Origin of the sequence: Shewanella sp. SP2S2-6 (assembly GCF_031931965.1) — a bacterium.
GTDB classification, from domain to species: Bacteria; Pseudomonadota; Gammaproteobacteria; order Enterobacterales; family Shewanellaceae; genus Shewanella; species Shewanella baltica.
Window position 1 is genome coordinate 51,213 of record NZ_JAUOEQ010000003.1, and the last position, 23,929, is coordinate 75,141.

The window sequence follows — 23,929 nt, forward strand, 5'->3', positions numbered from 1 at the left end:
GCTCAGTAGGTCGGTCGTCTATGGAATGTTAGCGAGAGTGAGTTATGGCCAGTTTCGATATAGCCATTATTGGCGGTGGGATCTGCGGTGTCGGTATTGCCCAATATGCGGCAGCGGCGGGCTATTCCACCTTGCTGATTGAAAAGGGCGAAATTGGCGGCCAAACCTCGGCTAATTCCAGCAAGCTTATCCATGGCGGCTTGCGCTATTTAGAAACCGGGCAAATCAATTTAGTCCGTAAGTCCTTGCTTGAACGGCGCCATTTACTCAATCTTGCGCCCACTCTGGTTAAAGCTGTGCCTTTTTATATTCCAGTGTATGACAACAGTCAGCGCAGTCCCTGGACTATTCGCGCGGGCTTAAGCATGTATGCACTGCTGAGTGAGTTTGATCCCTTGGGTCAATTTGTGTCTGTGCCTGCCGTGCATTGGCATCGTTTTAAAGGATTGAAACTCAAAGGATTAAAGGCGGTTTTTCAGTATTGGGATGCGCAGACCGATGACAAATTACTCACTCAAGCGGTGGCGCGCAGCGCGCAGGCACTGGGCGCTGAAGTCTATGCCGAGGCTGAATTTCTTGAGCTGGAATATAGGCGCGAAACTTGTGAGCTGTGTTTTAGTCACTGGGGCGAAATCCATAAAGCCGAAGCGAGTCTAGTGATCAATGCTGCCGGCCCTTGGGTGAATGCGGTTTTAAGCAAAGTCTTGCCTCCACTTGCGGGTGTTGAACTCGATTGGGTGCAAGGCGCCCATGTGCTACTGGATATTCCTGCGCCCGATGGCATCTTGTATTTAGAGTCTTGCTTTGATAAGCGGGTCATATTTGTGATGCCTTGGTATGGGCAAACTTTGGTTGGCACCACAGAAACGGAACTGGCGTCTTTAGATAAACCACCCCAAGCGACTGAGTCTGAAATTAATTATCTGCTTGGTATTTATAAGCATTACTTCCCGCTAACGCCGGAGATTGATGAGCTTAAGACGAAGATAACCCAGACCTTCTGCGGCATTCGGGTTTTACCTAAGCAAAATAGCCAAGCCTTTGAGCGGCCGCGGGATACCTTGATGAAAACATCAATTTCCCATCCGCGCATCCTCAGTTTATACGGCGGTAAGTTAACGACGTTTCGCAGCACCTCGGCAGAAGTACTTGAATGGATTGAAAAGGCCCTTGGTAAGCGCGAGGCGATTGCCGATGTTGATAAACTCAGCTTGTCTTGAATAAACCTAAAATTGCGCCCTTGATACTGGTTTGAGTGTGTTTCGAGATGATTTTTACCCGTAAAACCGCTACAGTGTGGCGCTTTTTTACTGAATCTAGGATCTGTCGTGAGTGCTGCTATTGTGAATGCCGTCAAGCAATGTGGTTATTTTAATCAAGGTCAGTGCCTTTCTTGCCGGCATATTCAGCAGCCTCTAGTGCAGCAAGTAGCGGTTAAAACCCAAACGTTACAGCAATTACTCGCGCCTTTTATTCCCGCAAATTCGGCAGAACTTTTTCTGCCACCCATCACTGGCGATGACAGCGGCTTTCGTAATAAAGCCAAAATGGTAGTGCTTGGTGCCGCCCATGAACCCATTTTGGGGATTGTGAGCCCAAGTGGCGAGGCGGTGGATCTTTGCGACTGCCTGTTATATACCGCTGATATGCAAGCCTTGTTGCACCGTTTAACCCGCTTTGTGCAGCAGGCGGGGCTTCCTCCCTATCGGGTTGATAAAGCCAAGGGCGAGCTTAAGTTTATTCTGCTGACCCGCAGCCAAGTGCGCGGCGAGTATTTACTGCGTTTTGTGCTGCGATCCCACAATGGCATTGAACGTATCGAACGCGAATTACCAGCATTATTGGCGGAATATCCGCAGATAAAAGTAGTGTCAGTCAATATCCAACCAGTTCATATGGCAATCCTTGAGGGCGATGAGGAGATTTTCTTAACTGAGAATACTAGGCTTGAAGAACGTTTTAATCATGTGCCTTTGTTCATTCGGCCTAAGAGTTTTTTCCAGACCAATCCACAGGTTGCGGCTCAGTTATATCAAACCGCCCGTGAGTGGGTTGCCGAGTTTTCTCCTCGCTCGTTATGGGATCTGTTTTGTGGCGTCGGCGGTTTCGGACTGCACTGCGCATCCAAAGACATTGCACTCACAGGGATTGAAATTGAAGCCGAGGCGATTGCCTGCGCGCAGATGTCAGCGCAAATGATGGGGCTCGAAAACGTGCAATTTATGGCGCTCGATTCCACCGACTTTGCCAAGGGCAAAAGCGCTGCCGATAAGCCGGATTTGATCATTGTTAATCCACCAAGGCGTGGTATTGGCGAGGCTTTATGCCAGTCATTAAGCGAGTTTGCACCTAAGGCGATTCTTTATTCCAGCTGTAATCCCAAAACCTTAGCGAAAGATCTCGAGCATATTCAAGGTTATCACTTAACCAAGGTGCAGCTATTTGATTTGTTTCCCCATACGGATCATTTTGAAGTCTTAGCTATGTTGGTGAAGGATTAATCTTTTAGCTCATCAATGTATCTCTAAGCATCTGTACTCACTCGCTTTATGATTCTTGCAAATCCGCTCAAACTATCTTAAGGGCTCTGCTGTGTGGGGCCCTTGTTATGATTTTATCTGCGTTGCTCGCGTGAAACTTCATCAAAATGTCTTTTTAGTGGCATAATCTTCAGCACTTTATGCATTGATGGGCGGCGATTTATGCTACAGATTTTCCTACGCTTTTTTACCTTAGGCTTGATGAGTTTTGGCGGACCTGCGGCGCACATTGGTTATTTTCGCCAGACCTTTGTTAATGAACTCGGTTGGCTCGATGATAAGCTTTACGCCAGTCTCGTCGCCTTAAGCCAATTTATGCCGGGGCCAGGGTCGAGCCAAGTGGGCTTTGCCATTGGTTATCAAAGAGGTGGACTGGTGGGGGCGCTTGCTGCCTTTGCTGGTTTTACGCTACCTTCCTTTATTTTGATGTACTTACTGGCGGTAACAACGTCGGCGTGGCTCGCTAATCATTATGTTCAAGGAATGATTTATGGGCTTAAATTGATGGCCGTCGTTGTGGTTGCCGATGCCGTTCTTGCCATGTTTAAACAATTCTGCCAACGCAAATCCGCCCGTTTGTTAATGCTAGTCAGCGCTGCGGCGATTTTGATTGCGCCATTTATGTGGACGCAAATCCTGCTGTTACTCGGCGCTGCGGCTATCGGTATTTATAAATTGAGTGCGACGCAAGATGACACTGCGCCGCTTGCACCGATCCGCTTGAATTATCTCTATTTACTGCTCTTTTTCGTGCTGCTCATCGGCAGTTTTTTTATGGTGGATTTCGGACCTGAGGCTTGGATCTTCAGTGAGTTTTACCGCGTAGGGAGTTTAGTGTTTGGTGGCGGTCATGTGGTGCTACCTCTGCTAGAAACAGCAGTGGGCGATACCATGGGCGGCGATCGTTTTCTGACGGGTTATGCCTTTGCCCAAGCTGTGCCTGGGCCTATGTTCACATTCGCGACCTTTTTAGGCGCCGAAGTCATGCTAGATAAACCTTTCATGGGGGCTTGCATCGCGACTGCTGCCATTTTTTTACCCGGATTTCTCCTTATGCTGGTGGGCCTGAAGAGTTGGCATGCGATTGCGGCAAGACCGAAAATTGCTGGTGCGATTGCTGGCGTCAATGCCTGCGTTGTTGGCTTACTCGCGGCCGCACTTTACCAACCGGTTTTTTCTCAGGCGGTATTCTCGGGCAAAGATATGGCCTTGGTATTGCTCGGTTTTGGTGCATTGAAGTTATTTAAACCACCCATGCTGGTGCTGGTTTTAGGCTTTAGCTTGTGTGGGATCTTGCTAAATCTGCTTTGAACTGAGGGCAATTAATTGCAGGTTTCTTGAGCAAGATTAAGATTTTGTTACTTTAAGCGCATAGAGAAATAACAATGTTAGCTATACTCCAAAGATACAAGTTGTATTCCTTTGGAGCATTCAAGCATGTCTAAGTTGAGTTTACGCAATAAATTACTATTGCTATCGCTGTTCCCTTTGATCCTCGCATTACTCATATTGATGTCGGTTTCCTATTATGTCGAACAAGATGCACTTGCCGCTGAAGTGGTCACTTTTAAAACTAAGCTCGTCGGTGAGCGTAAACAACAAATTAAAGAAGCCACCGAAATTGCCGCAGGCATAGTGAATTATCAATTATCGCTAAAAGAGCAAGGCAATGTGAATCAAGCACTCAGAGACATACGTTTTGGTAGCGCAGGTTACTTTTTCATGTATGACTCTCAAGGTAAAAATATCTTTCATGCCCTAATCCCAAGTTTAGAAGGGCAAAATAAGATTGATATGACAGATCCCCGCGGCACTAAAATTATCGTCGGCCTGCTCGACGCCGCTAAACGTGGCGATGGTAGTTTCTCCTACTACTACCAAAAACCCAATACTAATGAGCAGATTGAGAAGATCAGCTACGCCATGATGATCCCGGGCACTGACTGGATGTTAGGTACTGGGGCCTATATCGATGATATCGATGCCGTTGTTGAGGAATATCGCGCCACAGTGACAGAACAAATGGCAGATAAATCCTTCGCCATTTTACTGATAGCACTGTTCCTTACGGGTATTACTGGCTTTATCATCATGATCGCCGCCCACCGTATGGTCGTGCCAATCAAGAATATGGCCGATAACTTGAATGATATCGCTAAGGGCGAAGGGGATTTAACCAAACGACTCGCCGTAAAAGGGGAGGACGAAATCGCTCAACTTGGACGTTCCTTTAACCTCTTTGTCGATAAGCTGCAAAATATCATCGGCGATGTGGCGACGGCGACCGCTAAAGTGAAAACCGCGGCCAATGCGATTCATGCGCAAACTAAAGTTATGTCGAGTCAGTTAGTCAGTCATAACAATGAAACCGATCAGGTGGTGACGGCGATTACTGAGATGTCATCCACCGCCAGCGAAGTGGCTAAGAATACCACTCAAGTAGCCGAAGCGACTCATGCTGCTACTGGCGATGTGGCTAATGCCCAACGCTGTGTTGATGCTTCACTTGAGGAGATTGCCTCTTTAATGTCGCAAATCAACAATGCGGCGGGCAGTATCAAATCACTCAGCGAGCAATCCCAAAAAATCAACAGCGTACTGTCTGTGATTGGCGGTATTGCTGAGCAGACTAACCTGTTGGCATTAAACGCCGCCATCGAAGCTGCCCGTGCCGGTGAACAGGGCCGAGGTTTTGCTGTGGTTGCCGACGAGGTACGTAATTTAGCCAGTCGAACTCAAGCCAGTACGTTAGAAATCAACGAGATGTTATCGGCATTACATAAGCTAGTGACCCAAGCCGTGAAAGCCATGGAAGAGAGTCAACAAAGCTGCGTGCGTTCGGTGGATTCTTCTCGCACGATTTCCGATAGTTTAGGTTCAGTCACTTCAGCGGTAACGGCTATTAACGACATGAGTACCCAAATTGCAGCTGCGGCGACAGAGCAAAGCTCAGTAACCGAAGAAATTAACCGTAACGTGTATGCCATCCAAGAGATTGTGAATGAGCTACTGCATTCCAGCGAAGATGCGGCTAGGATCAGTATGACAGTCTCGGAAGAAGGCATTAACTTGGGCAAGTTAGTGGGCCAGTTTAAGATTTAGTGGGACAGTTTAGGATTTAATTGCAGTAATCTTGATTAAAAACGGGAGACTTAAGGTCTCCCGTTTTATTTGGATCATATATTTTTTTAAAGCGTTAACCGTTAATTCAGCTGAGTGAATTCATCCAAGCTCATTCACCTTAGCTTATTTGTCTTACTCAATCTTCTCGGCAAGCCGTTCTACCCTCACAGAGCAGACCTTATATTCTGGGATAAAGGCGACAGGATCGAGCGCATTGATGGTGAGTTTATTCGCTGCAGCTTCCACAAAGTGGAAGGGCAGGAATAACACGCCAGCTTGGGCTCTTTTCGTCACAAAGGCGTCGATTTCAATTTCACCGCGACGGGTAGTGAGTTTGATTTTATCGCCATTGCCTATGCCGAGTTGCTCGGCATCATAGACTGAAATCATTACTTTAGGCGAGCCGAGTAAGTCAAGTCCAGCCGTTTTACGGGTTAAGGTGCCTGTGTGGAACTGTTCCAGTAAACGTCCGGTCGACAGAGTGAGCGGGTACTCACTGCAGGGCATTTCTGCGGGTAAGCGATAACTCACTGGCGTGAACTTGCCTAAGCCGCGGGTGAATTGACCTTGGTGCATGATGGGCGTTCCCGGATGAGCTTCATCTGGGCAAGGCCATTGAATACCTTGGGGAATTTTACCGTCATCTCCAGTGCTTAATCGCTGCCAAGTAATGCCGCGATATTGTGGTGTCAGCTCATTGATTTCCTGCCAAATCGCTTCTTCATTAGGGTAATCCCAAGCGGCACCCATCGCATTGGCAATGGCTTGGACAATTTGCCAATCGGGAAGGGCTTCACCTGGCGGTAGCAGGGCCTGTTCGAGTCGCTGCACTCGTCGTTCAGTATTAGTGAAATGACCGCGTTTTTCGACAAAGGCTGCGGCGGGCAGAACCACATCGGCAAGCTCGGCGGTTTCGGTGAGGAAGATGTCCTGCACCACTAAAAAGTCGATTGCATTAAGCGCCCTAAGCACGTGGGCTTGGTCAGGATCGCTCAATACGGGGTTTTCGCCCATCACATACAAAGCCTTGATTTTCCCTTTGGAAATATCATGCATCATGTGGGTTGCAGTTACGCCAATCTCCCCCGATAACGGCGTTTGCCAGTGTGCTTCGAAACGCATTCTGGCATGAATGTCAGTGACTTTTTGGTAACCACTAAAGAAGTTGGGCAGAGCGCCCATGTCGCAGGCACCTTGCACATTACTCTGCCCTCGAAGTGGGTTAATTCCTGCACCTTCAACCCCAATATTGCCGCATAGAAGTTGTAGATTGGATATGGCGGTGACATTGTCGTGTCCCGTCGTGTGCTGGGTAATGCCCATGGCATAGTAGACTGCGGTTTTCTCAGCCGTGCCTATGGTGCGGGCAATGCTGGCGATATCTTCGGCTTTAACGCCGGTTATCAAGGCGGCATTTTCTAGGCTGTAATCTGCTTTTTCCAGTTCAGCATATAGGGCATCCACACCTTCGGTGCGTTCAGCGATATAACGTTTATCCTGCCAGCCGTTGCGGATGATTTCCGCCATAATCGCATTGAGTAGCATGACGTCAGTGCCGGGTCTGTGGGCGACATAAAGCTGTGCACTGTCGGCAATCGCGACACGTTTAGGATCGGCCACCATTAATTTTGCACCATGCAAAGCCACGGCTTGTTTGATTTTCGAGGCGATGATCGGGTGAGCACTGCTGGTGTCTGAGCCTATGATAAAAATCACATCCGATGCTTGAATGCTCGGAATGTCATTGGTCATGGCGCCACTGCCGATACTTTGCTGTAGCCCAGTGACTGTGGATGAATGACACAGGCGGGCGCAATGGTCGATGTTATTGGTGCCGAGTATGCTTCTGACAAATTTTTGCAGGAGGAAGTTTTCTTCATTGGTGGCTTTTGCCGAGGCTAAGCTTGCCAGTGCATTACTGCCATATTGCTGTTTTATTTGCTGTAAATGTTCGGCCACATAGACGATGGCTTCAGGCCAACTACTTGGCGTGAGTTGGCCATTTATACGAATGAGTGGCGTGGTGAGGCGTTTTTCACTGTGAATAAAATCGAAACCAAATCGCCCTTTGACGCAGAGCATGCCTTGGTTAACCACAGACTCTTTGTTGCCCTCGATATGACGGATCTGATTAGTGCTGGTATCGATTTTAAGGTCAAGCCGACAGCCTACACCGCAATAGGTACAAATCGTTGAGGCGGTTTTGAGTGGTGTTTCATCGCCTTGGCGTTTATCCCGCGCATCGACGAGTGCGCCCGTAGGGCAAACCTGCACACAGTTGCCGCATTGCACGCATTTACTGTCTGCCATACTGGCGCTAAAGCCGACTCTCGGTGCGCGGCGTTCGATGGTTTCGCTTAGGTCTTGCGGCAGTGCTTGATAGGAATCATGGGCAAATTGAATCGCACAATGGCCACTCTGCAACTGGCACACATCAACGCACTTACCGCAGCTAATACAGCGATTCGCATCAAATTGAATGAATGGACTCGATTTATCGACCGAAAACTTACGCGCGCTTTGAGTGCTGAGTGACTTAGGTTCGACATGGTAGTCGGTCGCATAGTCCCTTAATTTACAATCAGTATTGGCTTGGCAGGCGCATTCTAGGCATCGCGCGGCCTCTTGCATGGCGGCATCGGGAGCAAAACCTAGCTCGACTTCGCCATAGTTGAGTAGACGCTGCACCGCACTCAGCTCGGGCATGGTTAAACGGGCTTTACGCGGTACGGCGGGATAAAGATCGGTTGCGGGCAAGTCTTGTGTCACCGCTTTGCTGATTACTTTTGATGAATTAAATTCAGTGGCATGCAACTCACAGCTTAGACCTTGTTTGAGTAATTTATTTATGGCGATGGCGGCTTTATGACCATCACCTATGGCGGCAACTGCGGTGGCTGGACCGCGGCGCGCATCACCCACCACAAAGAGCTTTTCAGCCCCTGATGACATAGTGTGCTCGCAGCCAATGAAGGTATTCCAGCGGCTGAGAGCAAGTGTGCCTTGGCTTAAGTGGCTCTCGGGATCTTGCATAAAACTCATATCGGGAGTTTGTGATACTGCGGCTATCACAGTGTCGAAATCTTGAGTAAAGGTTTCACCTGTATCAACGGGAGCGCGTCTGCCAGAGGCATCGGCTTCGCCGAGTGCCATCTTCGCGAAGGTGACTGAATGGACTCTGCCGTGAGCATCGCTATGGTTTTCAAGCGGATTGGTTAAAAAATGAAACTTCACCCCTTCGACTTCGGCCTCGTGTACTTCGTAAGCTTCGGCGGGCATTTCTGCGCGGGTGCGGCGGTAAATTAAGGTGACATCGCAACCTTCACGCACCGCAGTGCGGGCGCAATCGATAGCGGTATTGCCGCCGCCAATGACGGCGACTTTTTTGCCCAGTACGAGTGTCTGGTCGAGGCAATGATCTTTCAAGTAATCGACACCTAAGTAACAACCTTTGAGCGTGCTGCCGGGATAATCCATAGGCACGGCTTTTTGGGCGCCGATCGCAAGGCAGACGGCATCGAAATCTTCAACTAATTGATTTAAATGCACCTCATGGCCGAGGCGCATTTCTGTGTGTATGGTTAAGCCGTTATGGCACAAGAGTGCGATTTCTTTATCGAGTATCGCCTTAGGTAAACGATATTCAGGAATGCCATAGCGCAGCCAACCACCCGCCAGTGGCATGGCCTCGAATATCTCAACGCTATGGCCTTGGTTTGATAAGTAATATCCGGCACTTAACCCTGCTGGGCCCGCCCCGATAATCGCGACTTTTTTGCCCGTGTCGGCTTGGCGCGGCGGCACATAACTCGTGCCGCCTTTTTCGCCATCGGCGAGATCGAGATCGGCGGCGTGGCGTTTGAGTTGGCGAATAGCGATGGGCTCATCGACCAGTCCGCGGCGACATTGTGCCTCACAAAAAGCAGGGCAAACTCGGCCAATAGATAGCGGCAGTGGCAAGGTTTGTTTAATGACTTTAACGGCTTCAGTATGGTTTCCTTGGGCGATGTGATACAGGTAACTCTGCACATCGACGCCCGCAGGGCATGCCTGTTGGCACGGGGCTTCGCAATCGGCGAAGTGATCACTCAAGATTTCAGTCAGCGCTTGTTTGCGTGTTTGGCTTAAGAATTCAGACTGAGTTATGACTCGCATGCCGACGGTGACGGACGTTTCACAGGCGCGTACGCAGCGCAAACTGGCGTCGGCATTTTCAATTTGGACGACACACAAATTGCACGCTTGCTTCTCTGCGTCTGCATGAGAGCCTAATTGCTGCGAGGCCGCGCTGGGATCACATAAGCTGGGTATGGCTATGCCCGCGGCATGTGCCGCTTGCAGTAGGTTATCGGTCGGGTTAACCGACAACACTTGGTCATCAATTCGAAGTTCTATCATCCCATGGCCTTTTTTATATGTAGGGTGCTTAGCTGCTATAGCGCGGGGCTGCAGGCTTAGGTTGCTTCGAGTATACCTAGACAGCTTTAGAAGACGCTTATGGGCGAGGGAAGTTTGCAGCAGAATTGCAGCTTGAATCACAAACCTAGTGCAGACTGTGCGCTGATGAATGTTTGTTCGAATTGAGCCGTGATTAGGTTGGCGGTATTTGGGCTTTTTAGTGGTAATTTCATTGATATTACGAATGTTTTCTTGGCAGGTAAGTGGTACTTTGGGTCGCGTTTGGCCTACTGAATCACTTAGCTTGGCTAAATTTAAGTAAGATCACAGTCTTAACTCTGCGCTTTTTGTTAGTCTCGGCTGTGGCAATGTGGTCTTTTAGGCCGGAAATTAATCCTTGTTATCCCATTTAATGAACAGTGCCCCCCTAGGTTTACCAGCCTGGTTAGGTTAAAATGCGCGGTTGCAAATACTGTTAATCATCGCCTCTTTTAGTGGAAGATCAATTAAAGCGGCCAAATAAAAGAAAGTTGAAAATTCATGTTTGAAGTTAATCCAGTAAAATTCAAAATTAAGGAGCTTGCCGAGCGCACGCAGCTTCTTAGGGGGTATCTTTGACTACGATGCCAAAAATGAGCGTCTAGAAGAAGTTACCCGTGAGCTTGAAAGTTCAGAAGTGTGGAATGACCCAGAGCGTGCCCAAGCCTTAGGCAAAGAGCGCGCCAGCCTAGAAGCTGTGGTCAAAACCATAGACGATATGGACTCAGGTCTTGAAGATGTTGAAGGCTTACTCGAGTTGGCTATTGAAGAGGAAGACGAAGACACGTTCAACGAAACCAGTAAAGAGCTGGATTATCTCGAAAGCCGACTTGCCGATCTCGAATTCCGCCGTATGTTCTCCGGCCCGCAAGATGCGTCAAACTGTTATTTAGACATTCAGTCTGGCAGTGGTGGAACCGAAGCCCAAGATTGGGCCAACATGGTGCTGCGTATGTACCTGCGTTGGGGCGAAGCCCATGGTTTTAGCCCAGAGTTGATGGAAGTGACTGATGGTGACGTGGCCGGTATTAAAGGCGCGACCATTAAGTTCACTGGTGAATATGCGTTCGGTTGGTTACGTACCGAGACTGGCGTGCACCGCTTAGTGCGTAAGTCGCCATTCGACTCATCGGGTCGTCGTCATACGTCATTCTGCTCTGTGTTCGTTTACCCAGAAATCGACGACGATATCACTATCGATATCAACCCATCGGATCTGCGTATCGACACTTACCGCGCATCGGGCGCGGGTGGTCAGCACGTTAACAAAACAGAATCGGCGATTCGTATTACCCACTTACCGACTAACACAGTCGTGCAGTGTCAGAACGACCGTTCACAGCACAAGAACAAAGATGCTGCGATGAAGCAGCTGAAAGCAAAACTGTTTGAGTTAGAAATGCTCAAGCAAAATGCCGACAAACAGGCCGCTGAAGACGCTAAGTCTGATATCGGCTGGGGCAGTCAAATTCGCTCTTATGTATTAGACGATGCCCGCATTAAAGACTTACGCACAGGCGTTGAAAACCGTAGCACTCAAGCGGTACTCGATGGCGATCTGGATAAGTTTATCGAAGCCAGTTTGAAATCTGGGCTGTAATTAATTCAAGGTATAGACGAGAAATAAGATGACTGAACAAGTAATTGATGAGAACAAACTGATCGCCGAGCGCCGTGCCAAGCTAGAAAGCATCCGCCCAAACTGTAGTGCTAATGCGCATCCAAATACCTTCCGTCGCACCCATAAAGCGGCTGAACTGCAAGCAAAGTATGGTCAAAACACTAAAGAAGAACTCGAAGCCTTAGGTTTTAAGACCAGCATTGCTGGCCGCATCATGGCAAAACGTGGTCCTTTCTTAGTGATCCAAGACGTGTCTGGCCGTATTCAAGCCTATGCTGAGAAAAGCGTACAAGCTGATTTGAAAGAGCGTTTTCAAGGTCTGGATATCGGTGACATTATCGGTGTAACCGGTCAGTTGCATTTGTCTGGCAAAGGTGACTTATACGTCAACATGGAACAGTACGAGCTACTGACCAAGGCACTGCGCCCATTGCCTGCGGACTATTATGGTCTTGCCGATCAAGAAATGCGCTACCGTCAACGTTACGTGGATCTGATCGTTAACGAAGATTCGCGCAATGCCTTCATCATGCGTTCTAAAGTGGTTTCTGCAATCCGTAACTTCATGATCAAAAAAGAGTTCATGGAAGTTGAAACCCCTATGATGCACGTGATCCCTGGTGGTGCTTCGGCCCGTCCTTTCATCACTCATCACAACGCTTTAGACATGCCAATGTACCTGCGTATTGCGCCAGAATTATATCTGAAGCGTTTAGTGGTAGGTGGTTTTGAGCGTGTGTTCGAAATCAACCGTAACTTCCGTAACGAAGGTCTGTCGCCACGTCATAACCCAGAATTCACTATGATGGAATTCTATATGGCTTATGCAGACTACAAAGATCTGATGGACTTAACCGAAGAAATGCTCAGCTCGATTGCTATCGAACTGCTTGGCAGTGCGCAAATGCCATACGGCGAGCACACAGTCGATTTCGGCGGCCCATACGCACGTTTAAGCATGTTAGAAGCGATTCAGAAGTACAATCCTGATAACGCGACTATCCAAGCTATGACCTATGAGCAAGTGAAAGATGTTGAATTCATGCGCGATCTAGCGAAAAGCTTAGGTATGAAGATTGAGAAATTCTGGACTTGTGGTCAGCTGCTTGAAGAAATCTTCGGTGAAACTGCTGAATGGCAATTGATGCAACCGACGTTCATCACTGGCTACCCTGCGGACATTTCACCACTGGCACGTCGTAACGATGACAACCATTTCATCACTGACCGTTTCGAATTCTTCATCGGTGGCCGCGAAGTGGCTAACGGCTTTAGCGAGCTGAACGATGCTGAAGATCAAGACAACCGCTTTAAAGCGCAGGTTGACGCGAAAGATGCTGGCGACGATGAAGCTATGTTCTACGATGCAGACTATATCACTGCACTGGAACACGGTTTACCACCAACGGCAGGTCAAGGTATTGGTATCGACCGATTAGTGATGTTGTTCACTAATACTCATACTATCCGTGACGTGATCCTGTTCCCAGCGATGCGCCCACAGGCGTAATGCTGTCGAATAAGGCATTTCGTCGTTGTACATTTTGTTGCATTAGCTCTTAGCCACGCGACTTTTAGTAAGTCGTAACAGGTTAAGTTTGCAGTGATTGATTTAGGTATAACCAAACCATCACAGTGATGAATGCCCCCTAAAAGAACCAGCCATTTGGCTGGTTTTTTGTTTTCTAAAATAGCTAAAAATGATGCGTGCTAGAGTCGAGCTATTAGTGACCTAAAAATAGGTTAGATGAACATCATCAAGTGGCATGTGAGTTTCAGGTTGTGGCTATCGATTGTAGTGTAGATTGCGGGTTTAGTTTGTGAGTGTCGATTGTGGCTTTAACTTGGGGTTTCATATTGGGATGTCAGGAAAAACTCGCCACGCTGCAGGCATCCAGTCGCCAGTTACACACGATATTGGCTGTGTTCATTTCATTATTGGTAGAGAAGATTTACGGGAAGACCTAGGGTGAAGGGGTTAAGACGCGGCAATCAGTGAATACCAAAATAGCAGGCTACATCACTGACGTTATAAACAGTACGATGAACTATTTTTAAACGCATATATTCACCTATGCCCACCCAGTGGTAGTTTCAGATAATCAACCCGACATTAGTCTAATAGGGTGTTGCTTGACCTCAGTCGCTAACTCAATGAAACTCTCCATTAAATCACCTCCTACTAAAGTATGGATAATTAAATAATGTTAATTTTCTTTATTTGTATCGCACTCTTAGTGCTTGCGTACAAGTTCTATAGCCCCTTTGTTGAACGTCAAGCGGGTATCGATCCTAAAGCTAAGACGCCACAGGCAAAATTCGAAGATGGTGTTGATTATGTGCCTGTTCATCCAGCTAAAGCGTTTCTGATCCAATTCCTCAATGTTGCGGGTGTGGGGCCTATTTTTGGTCCGATCCTCGGTGCTTTATACGGTCCTATTGCCTTGGTGTGGATTGTGCTGGGAAACATTATAGGCGGTGCGGTGCATGATTATTTTTCTGGCGTGCTCAGCATTAAAGAAGACGGTAAGAGTTTGCCTGAGATAGCTGGTCATTACTTTAATATCTACTTTAAAGGCGTGATGTTGCTGTTTACCGCCATGCTGCTGTTTTTTGTGGGCGTGGTCTTCATCATGAGCCCTGCAGGTTTGCTGAGTAATCTCGATTATTTCAAAGATACTATCTTTGGCAATAACACCTTCTGGGTGTTAGTGATTTTAGCCTATTACTTTTTGGCGACTATGCTGCCGATCGATAAAATCATCACTAAACTGTATCCCGCATTTGGTTTGTTGATGATAGTGATGACGGTTTCTATCGCAGTTGCCCTGATGCTCAATGCGCCGCAGTTACCTGAAATGGGTGATGTGTTTGCTTATTTTGATCACAGCCACTACAACAACGAGTTACTTGAGCCAAATCCAGACGGATTACCTGTATGGCCACTGTTGTTTGTGACTATTACCTGTGGTGCGATCAGTGGTTTCCATTCGACTCAAGCGCCTATCATGGCCCGTTGTTTGACCAACGAGAAGTATGTGCGTCCCGTGTACTATGGCGCTATGGTTGCTGAAGGTATTGTTGCTTGTGTATGGGCAACGGCCGGTATTGCGGCTTTCCCTGGTGGTTATGTTGAGCTTAAGAGTCTGCTCGACCAAGGTGGCCCAGGTTTAGTGGTTAATCAAGTGGCGACGACTTATCTCGGTGTGGTGGGCGGCATTATGGCGATTGTGGCCGTGGCCATCTTCCCGATCACCTCTGGTGATACCGCGTTCCGTTCGCTGCGTTTGACGATTATCGACGCCTTCCATATTCCGCAAAGTATGCGTAATCGTTTACTTGTCGCGGTACCTATTCTCACGATTGCGTACTTTATGACGAAGATCGATTTCTCCTTGATTTGGCGCTACTTTGCCTTCTCAAATATGCTGCTATCAACCAGTGTATTGTGGTTAGCGACTAAGTATTTGTTCGATCGCGGGACCTTCCATTGGATTGTTAGCCTGCCAGCCATTGGCGGCACCAGTGTCACGGTTTCTTACATTATGACTGCGGGTATTGGTCTGGGTTTACCACAACCTTTGAGCCAACCTGTGGGTATCGCAGTCGGGGTTATCTGTTTAGTTGCGCTGATCATTGCGCACAATCGCCGTAAACCAGTGGCAGACGTGAAATAGTCCGTTACGCTTAGTTGGACCCGATAGACACAAGGGCTGCATTTTGCAGCCCTTGTTTTTTTTATGATCCGCAGTAACTTGACTATCCTTTAATATCTTAATTTATAAAGGGGAATGTTTGCTGAACATTATTTAATGGGATGATTCATCGCGTTTCATCTAGAGGTAAGGTAAGGTCGTTAGACTGGTTTTTGTTTCTCTATTGAAACGATTAGTCGGTGATAGAGAACGTTATGCAGTACAAACATGCAGCAAAAGTCATTTAGTTTTTATTTACTTGAATATTTTTTGCGAACAGAAGGAGAGCACGTTATGTCTGAGAACAAATGTCCTATGCATCATTCTGCTGGTGGCACCACGAATCGAGATTGGTGGCCTAAACAGCTGCGGCTCGATATTCTGCACCAGCACTCTTCCTTGTCGAATCCTATGGGTGATGACTTCAATTATGCTGAAGCCTTTAAATCCCTCGATTTGGCCGCGGTAAAGCAAGACCTCCTCGCATTAATGACTGATTCACAGGACTGGTGGCCAGCGGACTTTGGCCACTATGGACCACTATTTATTCGTATGGCGTGGCACAGTGCCGGCACCTACCGTACCGGTGATGGACGCGGCGGTGCGGGCAGCGGTAATCAACGTTTTGCGCCGTTAAATAGTTGGCCAGATAACGTCAACCTCGATAAAGCTCGCAGGCTCCTTTGGCCGATCAAACAGAAATATGGCAATAAAATCTCCTGGGCCGATTTGATGATCCTCACGGGTAATGTCGCGCTGGAATCTATGGGATTCAAAACCTTAGGCTTCGCCGGTGGGCGAGTCGATATATGGGAGCCCGAAGTCGATGTCTACTGGGGTACCGAAGATAAGTGGTTAGACGATAAGCGTTATTCTGGTGAGCGGGATCTTGAAGATCCTCTTGCTGCAGTACAAATGGGGCTGATTTATGTTAATCCTGAAGGACCGAATGGCGACCCCGATCCTTTCGCTGCCGCTGTCGATATCCGCGAAACCTTTGCTCGCATGGCAATGAATGATGAAGAAACTGTGGCCCTAATTGCCGGTGGCCATACTTTTGGCAAAACCCATGGTGCAGGTGATGCTGCATTAGTCGGGCCTGAGCCTGAAGCCGCCAGTATTGAGCAGCAAGGGCTAGGTTGGCTGAGTCGCTATAAAAGCGGTAAAGGTGGCGATACTATTTCCAGTGGCCTTGAAGTGACTTGGACCTCAACGCCAACCCAATGGAGTAACAATTTTTTTGAAAATCTATTCGGTTATGAATGGGAACTGACTAAGAGCCCAGCGGGCGCCCACCAGTGGAAACCTAAAAATGGCGCGGGTAAAGGGGTGATCCCCGATGCGCATGATGCTTCAAAACGTCATGTGCCAACCATGTTGACCACCGACCTTGCACTGATCTTCGATCCTGATTACGAGAAAATTTCCCGTCGACTCTTTGAGCATCCCGATGAGTTTGCCGATGTATTTGCAAAGGCTTGGTACAAGCTGACACACAGAGACATGGGGCCATGCACACGCTATTTGGGTCCTGAAGTGCCAGCCGAAGCGTTTCTTTGGCAAGATCCCATCCCTGCGGTTGACCATCCCTTGGTTGATGAGCAGGATGTCATGGATCTTAAAAGTAAGATTATTGGTTCAGGATTAACGATTTCAGAAGTCGTAGCAACCGCTTGGGCCTCTGCTTCGACCTATCGCGGTTCTGATATGCGCGGTGGTGCGAACGGGGCCCGAATTCGCCTCGCGCCGCAAAAAGATTGGCCAGTGAATCAGCCTGAGCAACTCGCTAAAGTACTGAAAGTACTTGAAACTATTCAGTCTGAGTTCAACAAAAGCGGTAAAAAAATCTCCCTTGCTGACTTAATTGTGCTGGCAGGTTGTGTTGGTATCGATCAAGCGGCCAGAAATGCAGGGGTTGAAGTGACGATTCCATTTACGCCGGGTCGTATGGATGCCACGCAAGCGCAAACGGATGTGGAATCTTTCGCGGTACTTGAGCCTGTAGCTGACGGCTTTAGAAATTATCATCCCACCCAGTTTTCGCTATCGGCGGAGGAGTTATTGGTCGATAGGGCACAGTTACTGACATTAACCGCGCCGGAAATGACAGTGCTCATCGGTGGGTTGCGAGTGTTAGATACGAACGCCGATCAATCTAAAACGGGTGTATTGACCACGCGCCCAGAGTTTTTAACCAACGACTTTTTCGTTAACTTGCTGGATATGGGGACGACATGGAAACCCACTTCCAAAGCGGAGGATAGGTTTGTAGGTGTTGATCGCGTTAGCGGCCAGCAAAAATGGACGGCGTCGCGGGTTGATTTGATTTTTGGCTCTAACTCGCAGCTGCGTGCACTTGCAGAAGTATACGCGAGCAGCGATGCGCAGCTGCGCTTTATCGATGACTTTATCGCGGCTTGGACTAAGGTAATGAACTTAGACAGGTTTGAGCTGCGCTGAGTTTAGCTTTAGTTTGTAAGTCTCATCTAAGCGGCAAATGGGCCCGATTTAAGCCTTGTCGTCTTGAAGGTTAGTCTAGTGCTTAAGTGGATTTTTCAGTCAAATGATCGCCTAACCCTCTGTGGTTAAGCGGTCATTTTTATTAATCTGTAATGGTGTTTATCAATTTAGGGTAGGAATATGAACATTCAGCAAATGTCGGGTTTAGCTATTTTACAGGCAATGGCAAAGGGTGAACTGCCTGCTCCTTCTATCACCCAGACTATGCCCATGTCATTGATTCGAGCCGAAGAAGGCTCTGTGCTGTTTAATGCGACAGCCGATGATAAGCATCTGAATCCGCTGGGCGGCGTTCATGGTGGTTTCGCTGCCACTGTACTGGATTCTGTTACTGGCTGCGCCGTGCACACTTTGCTTGAAGCGGGTGTGGGTTACGGTACTATCGATTTGAATATTAAAATGATTCGACCTGTGCCTAAGCATCAAGTGTTAGTGGCCGAGGGCAGAGTGATTAATCTGTCTAAGTCCTTAGGAATTTCGGAAGGCACGCTAAAAACGCAGGATGGAAAATTACTGGCCACCGCTACGGCGACTTGCATGATTTTAAGACCATAGGCTGATGCTATGCGGTACCCAATGTTATTAGAACAGTACTTTACCCTGTTAGCTGTAAGGATTTTATGAGCATTAATTCAGTAAATAACGGAATTTTTTAATTATATTTTCATAAATAGGCTTCAAGATTGAAAATAGCTAGCATGCGATATTCCATTCGACAGAAAGTATGTTAGATTCTGGCGAATTGTTGCTGATCGCTGTATTGTTACCTCTGTCATCAACAGTTCTCCACAGGGCCATCGCTGCAAATTTAGTTAGATTTGCAGGGAAGTGTCAGGAAGTTACACCAATTCAGAGTCTGCTTATGCAACCCAATTTATTTCCCGAACAAAGAAACGTTTACCAACAATCGATGGTGACAGTACCTTCGATTGAAGCCCAATCTTCCTCTCGTCGCGGCCGTTTGCAGCGCATGGTTGGCAGCGTATTGTTAACCTGTAGCGTATTGCTGAGTCTTTCGGCGTGTGCGGCGGGTAAGCAGGCGTCACCACAAGAAGGTGAAGAGTTTAGTTACGCTTGGCTTAAGGGCTATGCCCGAACTATGGCTGCGCAACCCTACGAAAGCCATAAAGGTGAATTGCCTAAAAGCCTTCAAGGCATGAGCTGGGATGATTACCAGCAATTCCACTTTAAGAAGAAAGCTGCACTGTGGCGCGATCAGGACTCTGAGTTCCGCGCCGAGCTGTTCCACCTAGGGCTGTATTTCGACACGCCAATTCACATTTATGAATTGAATGAAGGCAAGGCTAAGTTAATCGACTATTCGCCTTCTATGTTCGATTACGGTAAGTCAAAGGTGAAAGGCAGTCAGTTGCCTAAGGATCTTGGCTTTGCGGGTTTCCGTATGCAGTTCAATACCGATTGGGAACGTGACGTTGTCGCTTTCCTTGGCGCCAGCTATTTCCGCGCTGTGGGTCATGAGATGCAATACGGCTTGTCGGCTCGTGGTTTAGCGGTGGATACTGCGCTGCCAAAACCTGAAGAGTTTCCAATGTTCACCGACTTCTGGTTAGAAAAACCTAAACCAGGATCGAACATCACGACTGTGTATGCCTTGTTAGACTCTCCGAGTGTGACAGGTGCTTACCGTTTCGATATCGAGCCGGGTGAGCGTTTAAAAATGAAAGTGGATGTGGCTGTTTATCCACGTAAAGCGATTGAACGTTTAGGCGTAGCGCCACTGACCAGTATGTTTATGGTGGGTGAGAACGATCGCCGCACCGGTTACGACTGGCGTCCAGAAATCCATGATACCGATGGCTTAGCCATGCATACGGGTAATGGTGAATGGATTTGGCGTCCGCTAGGTAATCCAGAAAACCTACGATTCAACGCCTATAGCGATGAAAATCCAAAAGGTTTTGGTTTACTGCAACGTGACCGCAACTTCGATCACTATCAGGATGACGGCGTGTTTTATGATAAACGCCCAAGCCTGTGGATTGAACCAACAAGCAGTTGGGGCAAAGGTTCGGTGCAGTTAGTTGAAATCCCAACACTGGATGAAACCTTCGATAACATAGTGGCTTTCTGGAATCCAGCTGAGCCGATTGTGCCGGGTCAAGAGCTGCTGTATAGCTACAACATGTATTGGGGCGGCATTCCACCGGTTCAATCACCCCGTGCTCGGGTTGTCGATACTTTCACTGGGATTGGCGGCGTAGTTGGCCAGAAACGCAAATACTACAGTAAGCGTTTTGTGGTGGATTTCGCCGGCGGCACTTTGCCTATGATTGGCAAAGATACCCAAGTTAAAGCTGTGATCACTGCATCTGAAGGTAAAGTCGAAATTGAGTCAGCCCGTCCGTTAGCTTCGATTAATGGTTACCGCGCTATGTTTGACGTAGTGCCACCTGGAGACGGTACTGAGCCGATTAACCTGAGAGTCTATTTAGAAGTCGATGGCCAGCCATTGTCTGAAACTTGGATGTATCAGTGGAATCCGCCTGCAAAGGATGATCGTGAATTGCACAATGCGGGTCATCTGCAATAAGCGATTTGTGAGCATTAATCTAAAACGCCAGCTAACTTAGTTGGCGTTTTTGTTTTAACTGAGCCCGCTGAATCCTGTCTCTGCAGGTTTTTGGATTATACGGCTTGATAGGCTAAGACTAGATTATCTAAAAAATGCCCCAGCAACTGATTCATTCGAGTCGTTGATTGTCCCAAGATGAACTCTGGGCTTTGAATATAGGGCATTTTCTGTGTGTTAGAAAAAGCACTTTCTTGGGCAATTAATGGTGTTAATTGGCTACTGATAAATTCAAGATGGCATTGAAATCCAAAAACTAAATGTGTGTAACGTATAATTTGCCGTGGGCAAGCTTCACTTGTGGCGAGCACTTCGCAATCGGGAGTGAGGCCTGGCATATCATTATGCCAGTGGCCGACCACTTCAGTGGTCGAAAATGACTTAAGGTTAACATCACTTTTTCCTGCCGCAGTTAGTTCAATGGGGAAGTAACCAATCTCGGCATGTGGGCTCTTTTGATAACGGGCACCTAATGCCTCGCCGATTAACTGTGCGCCAAGACAAACCCCCACAACGGCTTTATTTGTCTGGATAGCTTGCCTGATAAGTCTTTGTTCTGCTTGACTATCAAAATATGGACAATCACTTTGGCATGTTGCGGGAGACTGGGGGCCACCGAGGATAATTAACAGATCAAAACCATCACTATTTTCGGGTAGAGCTTCACCTAGATAGACTCTGCTAAAGCTCATTTGGTAGTTTTTACTTGCGGCCCAATCGCTAAAATAGCCTGGACCTTCATAGCTTTCATGGATAATGCAATGAATCTGCATTGAGTTTTCCTGTGTCTTTTATGGGATAACGCTATGCTACAATCCTTTTATTTGGCTGAATAACGTTATATGGACAAGTAATAATGCTAAGTCGCCAACTCGATTCGATTAACGCCATTATTGAGCAAGCGCCTAATATGCCTTCTTTTGTAAAAACGATTGAGATGCAGAAGGGTTATGTGGATGTTTTACACCAGCACTGTTGGCATCAGCTTATTTTTCCACTTCAAGGCCTGTTACAGACAGAGGCAGATGGCGCACTGTTTTTAGTTCCCCATACCACAGCGCTTTTTGTGCCTGCAGGGGTGATACATGAGTCTGTTGCGATTACTGATACCTGCTTTATTGGTGTCTATTTGAATCCTATGTATGGTCGAGATTATGGTGCCATGATTAAACCCGTCGCTATGAGTGCTTTTCTAAGGGAGTTAGTGTTAACACTCAGAAAACAATGTGCTTTTAATACCCCAATAAATGTTGAGCCAATGGTTCAGGCGCCAATACTGCGTTTGCTTGAGGTGCTATACGATCAAATTAATAGTGCGGGAGGACAGACTTTTAAGTTGCTGATACCCAAAGATAGACGCCTAAAATTGATTTTTGAGCATTTAACCCAAACGCCAGTTTTAGATTTCTCTTTAGTGAAATGGGGGGAGATGGTTGGGGCATCGGAACGAACATTGTCGAGGCTATTTGTGAGGGAGTTTGGTTCTTCATTCGTATTATGGCGTCAACATTTGCGGCTGATCTATTCGCTGTCGTTATTGGCTACTGACCTATCAATACAGAATGTGGCTCACCAAATCGGTTATCAAAATGATTCATCCTATATCAAAGCTTTCAAGGAGCGTTTTGGGATGACGCCACAGCGATTTCGGTTAGGCGATCATGGGATATAATCCTGTTACGATTTATTGCGTTTAATACTGCTTTTAGTTGAATTATTTAACATTGAATCAATGTTTTGCCCCTTTTCGCGGCACAGATATTCATTTGGCCGAATAAAATCAAGCCAGTGTTAATTGCAAGCATGCTACTGAGTTATTGAGGACTAATTCACTTTTTGACAATCTAAATAATTTTTCACTGTAAAAGAGGCCAAACTTGGGCGTAATCTGTGGGCGTTCTCGCCATGGGTCAGTATTTTATGTTTGAAATGTTCACAACGTTAGGCTTTGCTTGGTCTGTGGGTTTAGTGCTTGCGATACTGTTTGTATTGGCATACGAATTCATTAATGGCTTCCACGACACGGCCAATGCGGTGGCTACGGTTATTTATACCAAGGCTATGCCAGCCAATCTTGCGGTCGTTACCTCTGCGCTCTTTAACTTTGCAGGTGTGCTATTAGGTGGCTTAGGTGTGGCCTATGCAATAGTGCATTTGTTGCCCGTAGATTCCTTGCTCGGCATGGATTCGACCCAAGGTTTGTTGATGGTCTTTTCCCTGCTGTTTTCGGCAATTATCTGGAACTTAGGCACTTGGTATTTTGGTATACCGGCATCGAGTTCCCATACCTTGATAGGTTCGATAATGGGCGTGGGCGGCGCGTTCGCTTGGATGAATCATCAGCCTGTCTTGCAGGGCATTAATGTCTCTAAGGCCTCGCAGATCATGTTGTCCTTAATCATTTCGCCGACTTTAGGTTTTGTGATGGCGGGGATTTTTCTACTCATCATGAAATACGTCTGGCAGAAACATAAAATTCACCGCACTCCCGATGAGCAGATGCAGATTAATGGCAAAAAACACCCGCCATTTTGGGCAAGGGCGAGTTTAATTGTCTCTGCTATAGGGGTGAGTTTTGCCCATGGTTCGAACGATGGACAGAAGGGCATAGGCCTAGTGATGCTAGTGCTGATTTGTATGGCACCGGCGTATTTTGCCTTGGACATGGGCAGTCAACCCTATGATTTGGAACGAACTCAAGATGCCAGTCGGCGCATTATGGCAATTTACGATCGCAATCAAGCCGTTATAGCGGATGTGATCGACTTTAGCGCTTCAGCAAACGTCCCCGAATATATGCTGGCCCATTGCTCATCTGAAAATGTATTACCCGCGATGTCGCTACTTGACCGCCGCTTGGCAAAAGTCTCGACTTACAAAGACATGGATGTACAAGAGCGGCGCGAGGTGCGACGATTACTCTTGTGTATTGATGATACTGCCCGCCAAGTCGCTAAGTTAGATCTCCCCGCGAAAGATCTAACCTCATTGGCTAAATGGCGCAAGGATCTCACCCGCACCACTGAATATGCGCCTCTTTGGGTGATTATTGCCATTGCGACTGCGCTGGGTTGCGGCACGTTAGTGGGCTGGCGACGGATTGTGTATACCGTGGGGGAGAAAATTGGTTCATCGAGTATGACCTACAGCCAAGGCATTGCCGCACAGGTCACCGCTGCCGTATCGATTGGGATTGCCAGTATGACGGGCATGCCTGTGTCGACGACTCATATTTTATCTTCCGCCGTTGCGGGCACTATGGTGGCTAATCGTTCGGGGCTTCAGATCCAAACAATTAAGCAAATCATGCTCGCTTGGCTGCTGACGCTTCCTATTACTATGTTGCTCTCTGCGTGCGTGTTTATCCTTGCCAATGCACTTTGGGGTTAGCTAAGAATACTCA

14 protein-coding genes are annotated in these 23,929 nt (G+C 47.5%); 12 read left to right on the forward strand and 2 right to left on the reverse strand.

Features of this window, described 5'->3' with window-relative positions; translation table 11 throughout:
* Nucleotides 1–44 precede the first annotated feature (44 nt).
* From Q4Q57_RS03505 to Q4Q57_RS03520, 4 genes are all read left to right on the forward strand, one after another.
* Nucleotides 45–1,220, forward strand: a complete 1,176-nt coding sequence (locus tag Q4Q57_RS03505) for an FAD-dependent oxidoreductase (protein WP_311889785.1) — start codon at nucleotides 45–47, stop codon at nucleotides 1,218–1,220.
* A gap of 108 nt (nucleotides 1,221–1,328) precedes the next feature.
* Entirely contained in the window at nucleotides 1,329–2,501 is a 1,173-nt protein-coding gene (gene rlmC, locus Q4Q57_RS03510; protein ID WP_311889787.1) for a 23S rRNA (uracil(747)-C(5))-methyltransferase RlmC, read from the forward strand.
* Between the two features lie 201 nt (nucleotides 2,502–2,702).
* Nucleotides 2,703–3,851 carry a chromate efflux transporter gene (gene chrA / locus Q4Q57_RS03515; RefSeq protein WP_311889788.1) on the forward strand — a complete coding sequence of 383 codons (1,149 nt, stop codon included), beginning with the start codon at nucleotides 2,703–2,705 and terminating at the stop codon, nucleotides 3,849–3,851.
* A gap of 126 nt (nucleotides 3,852–3,977) precedes the next feature.
* Nucleotides 3,978–5,642, forward strand: coding sequence for a methyl-accepting chemotaxis protein (locus tag Q4Q57_RS03520; protein ID WP_311889790.1), 1,665 nt, complete (start codon nucleotides 3,978–3,980; stop codon nucleotides 5,640–5,642).
* Nucleotides 5,643–5,795: 153 nt separating this feature from the next.
* Here Q4Q57_RS03520 and fdhF read toward each other — a convergent pair whose 3' ends face one another.
* Nucleotides 5,796–10,061: a formate dehydrogenase subunit alpha gene (gene fdhF / locus Q4Q57_RS03525; protein WP_311889792.1), complete on the reverse strand. Its 4,266-nt coding sequence runs from the start codon at nucleotides 10,059–10,061 to the stop codon at nucleotides 5,796–5,798.
* A 540-nt stretch (nucleotides 10,062–10,601) separates the two neighbouring features.
* Here fdhF and prfB point away from each other — a divergent pair.
* From prfB to Q4Q57_RS03555, 6 genes are all read left to right on the forward strand, one after another.
* Nucleotides 10,602–11,700, forward strand: a protein-coding gene (gene prfB / locus Q4Q57_RS03530; protein WP_006080387.1) for a peptide chain release factor 2 whose coding sequence is annotated in 2 segments (ribosomal slippage) — nucleotides 10,602–10,676 and nucleotides 10,678–11,700 — 1,098 coding nt in all. Because the reading frame shifts where the segments join, the coding sequence is not laid out codon by codon here.
* 28 nt (nucleotides 11,701–11,728) lie between these two features.
* Nucleotides 11,729–13,231: a lysine--tRNA ligase gene (lysS, locus tag Q4Q57_RS03535; protein ID WP_259582186.1), complete on the forward strand. Its 1,503-nt coding sequence runs from the start codon at nucleotides 11,729–11,731 to the stop codon at nucleotides 13,229–13,231.
* Between the two features lie 694 nt (nucleotides 13,232–13,925).
* Nucleotides 13,926–15,398, forward strand: a complete 1,473-nt coding sequence (locus Q4Q57_RS03540; protein WP_006083984.1) for a carbon starvation protein A — start codon at nucleotides 13,926–13,928, stop codon at nucleotides 15,396–15,398.
* 312 nt (nucleotides 15,399–15,710) lie between these two features.
* Nucleotides 15,711–17,876 (forward strand): catalase/peroxidase HPI, encoded by a 2,166-nt coding sequence (gene katG, locus Q4Q57_RS03545; RefSeq protein ID WP_311889798.1) that lies wholly within the window; start codon nucleotides 15,711–15,713, stop codon nucleotides 17,874–17,876.
* A 180-nt stretch (nucleotides 17,877–18,056) separates the two neighbouring features.
* On the forward strand, nucleotides 18,057–18,491 hold the full coding sequence (locus Q4Q57_RS03550; protein WP_106651469.1) for a PaaI family thioesterase: 435 nt from the start codon (nucleotides 18,057–18,059) through the stop codon (nucleotides 18,489–18,491).
* Nucleotides 18,492–18,798: 307 nt separating this feature from the next.
* The gene (locus Q4Q57_RS03555) at nucleotides 18,799–20,487 is read left to right on the forward strand and encodes a glucan biosynthesis protein (protein ID WP_006083981.1); all 1,689 of its coding nucleotides are present in this window, start codon (nucleotides 18,799–18,801) and stop codon (nucleotides 20,485–20,487) included.
* A gap of 95 nt (nucleotides 20,488–20,582) precedes the next feature.
* On the opposite strand, the gene Q4Q57_RS03560 is transcribed toward Q4Q57_RS03555, so the two are convergent.
* On the reverse strand, nucleotides 20,583–21,299 hold the full coding sequence (locus Q4Q57_RS03560) for a type 1 glutamine amidotransferase (RefSeq protein WP_311889801.1): 717 nt from the start codon (nucleotides 21,297–21,299) through the stop codon (nucleotides 20,583–20,585).
* Nucleotides 21,300–21,382: 83 nt separating this feature from the next.
* Here Q4Q57_RS03560 and Q4Q57_RS03565 point away from each other — a divergent pair, with 83 nt between their 5' ends.
* Together Q4Q57_RS03565 and Q4Q57_RS03570 are read left to right on the forward strand one after the other, a co-directional pair.
* Nucleotides 21,383–22,198 carry a helix-turn-helix transcriptional regulator gene (locus Q4Q57_RS03565; RefSeq protein ID WP_311889802.1) on the forward strand — a complete coding sequence of 272 codons (816 nt, stop codon included), beginning with the start codon at nucleotides 21,383–21,385 and terminating at the stop codon, nucleotides 22,196–22,198.
* Nucleotides 22,199–22,446: 248 nt separating this feature from the next.
* Nucleotides 22,447–23,916 (forward strand): inorganic phosphate transporter, encoded by a 1,470-nt coding sequence (locus Q4Q57_RS03570; RefSeq protein WP_311889980.1) that lies wholly within the window; start codon nucleotides 22,447–22,449, stop codon nucleotides 23,914–23,916.
* The last annotated feature ends 13 nt before the right edge of the window (nucleotides 23,917–23,929 follow it).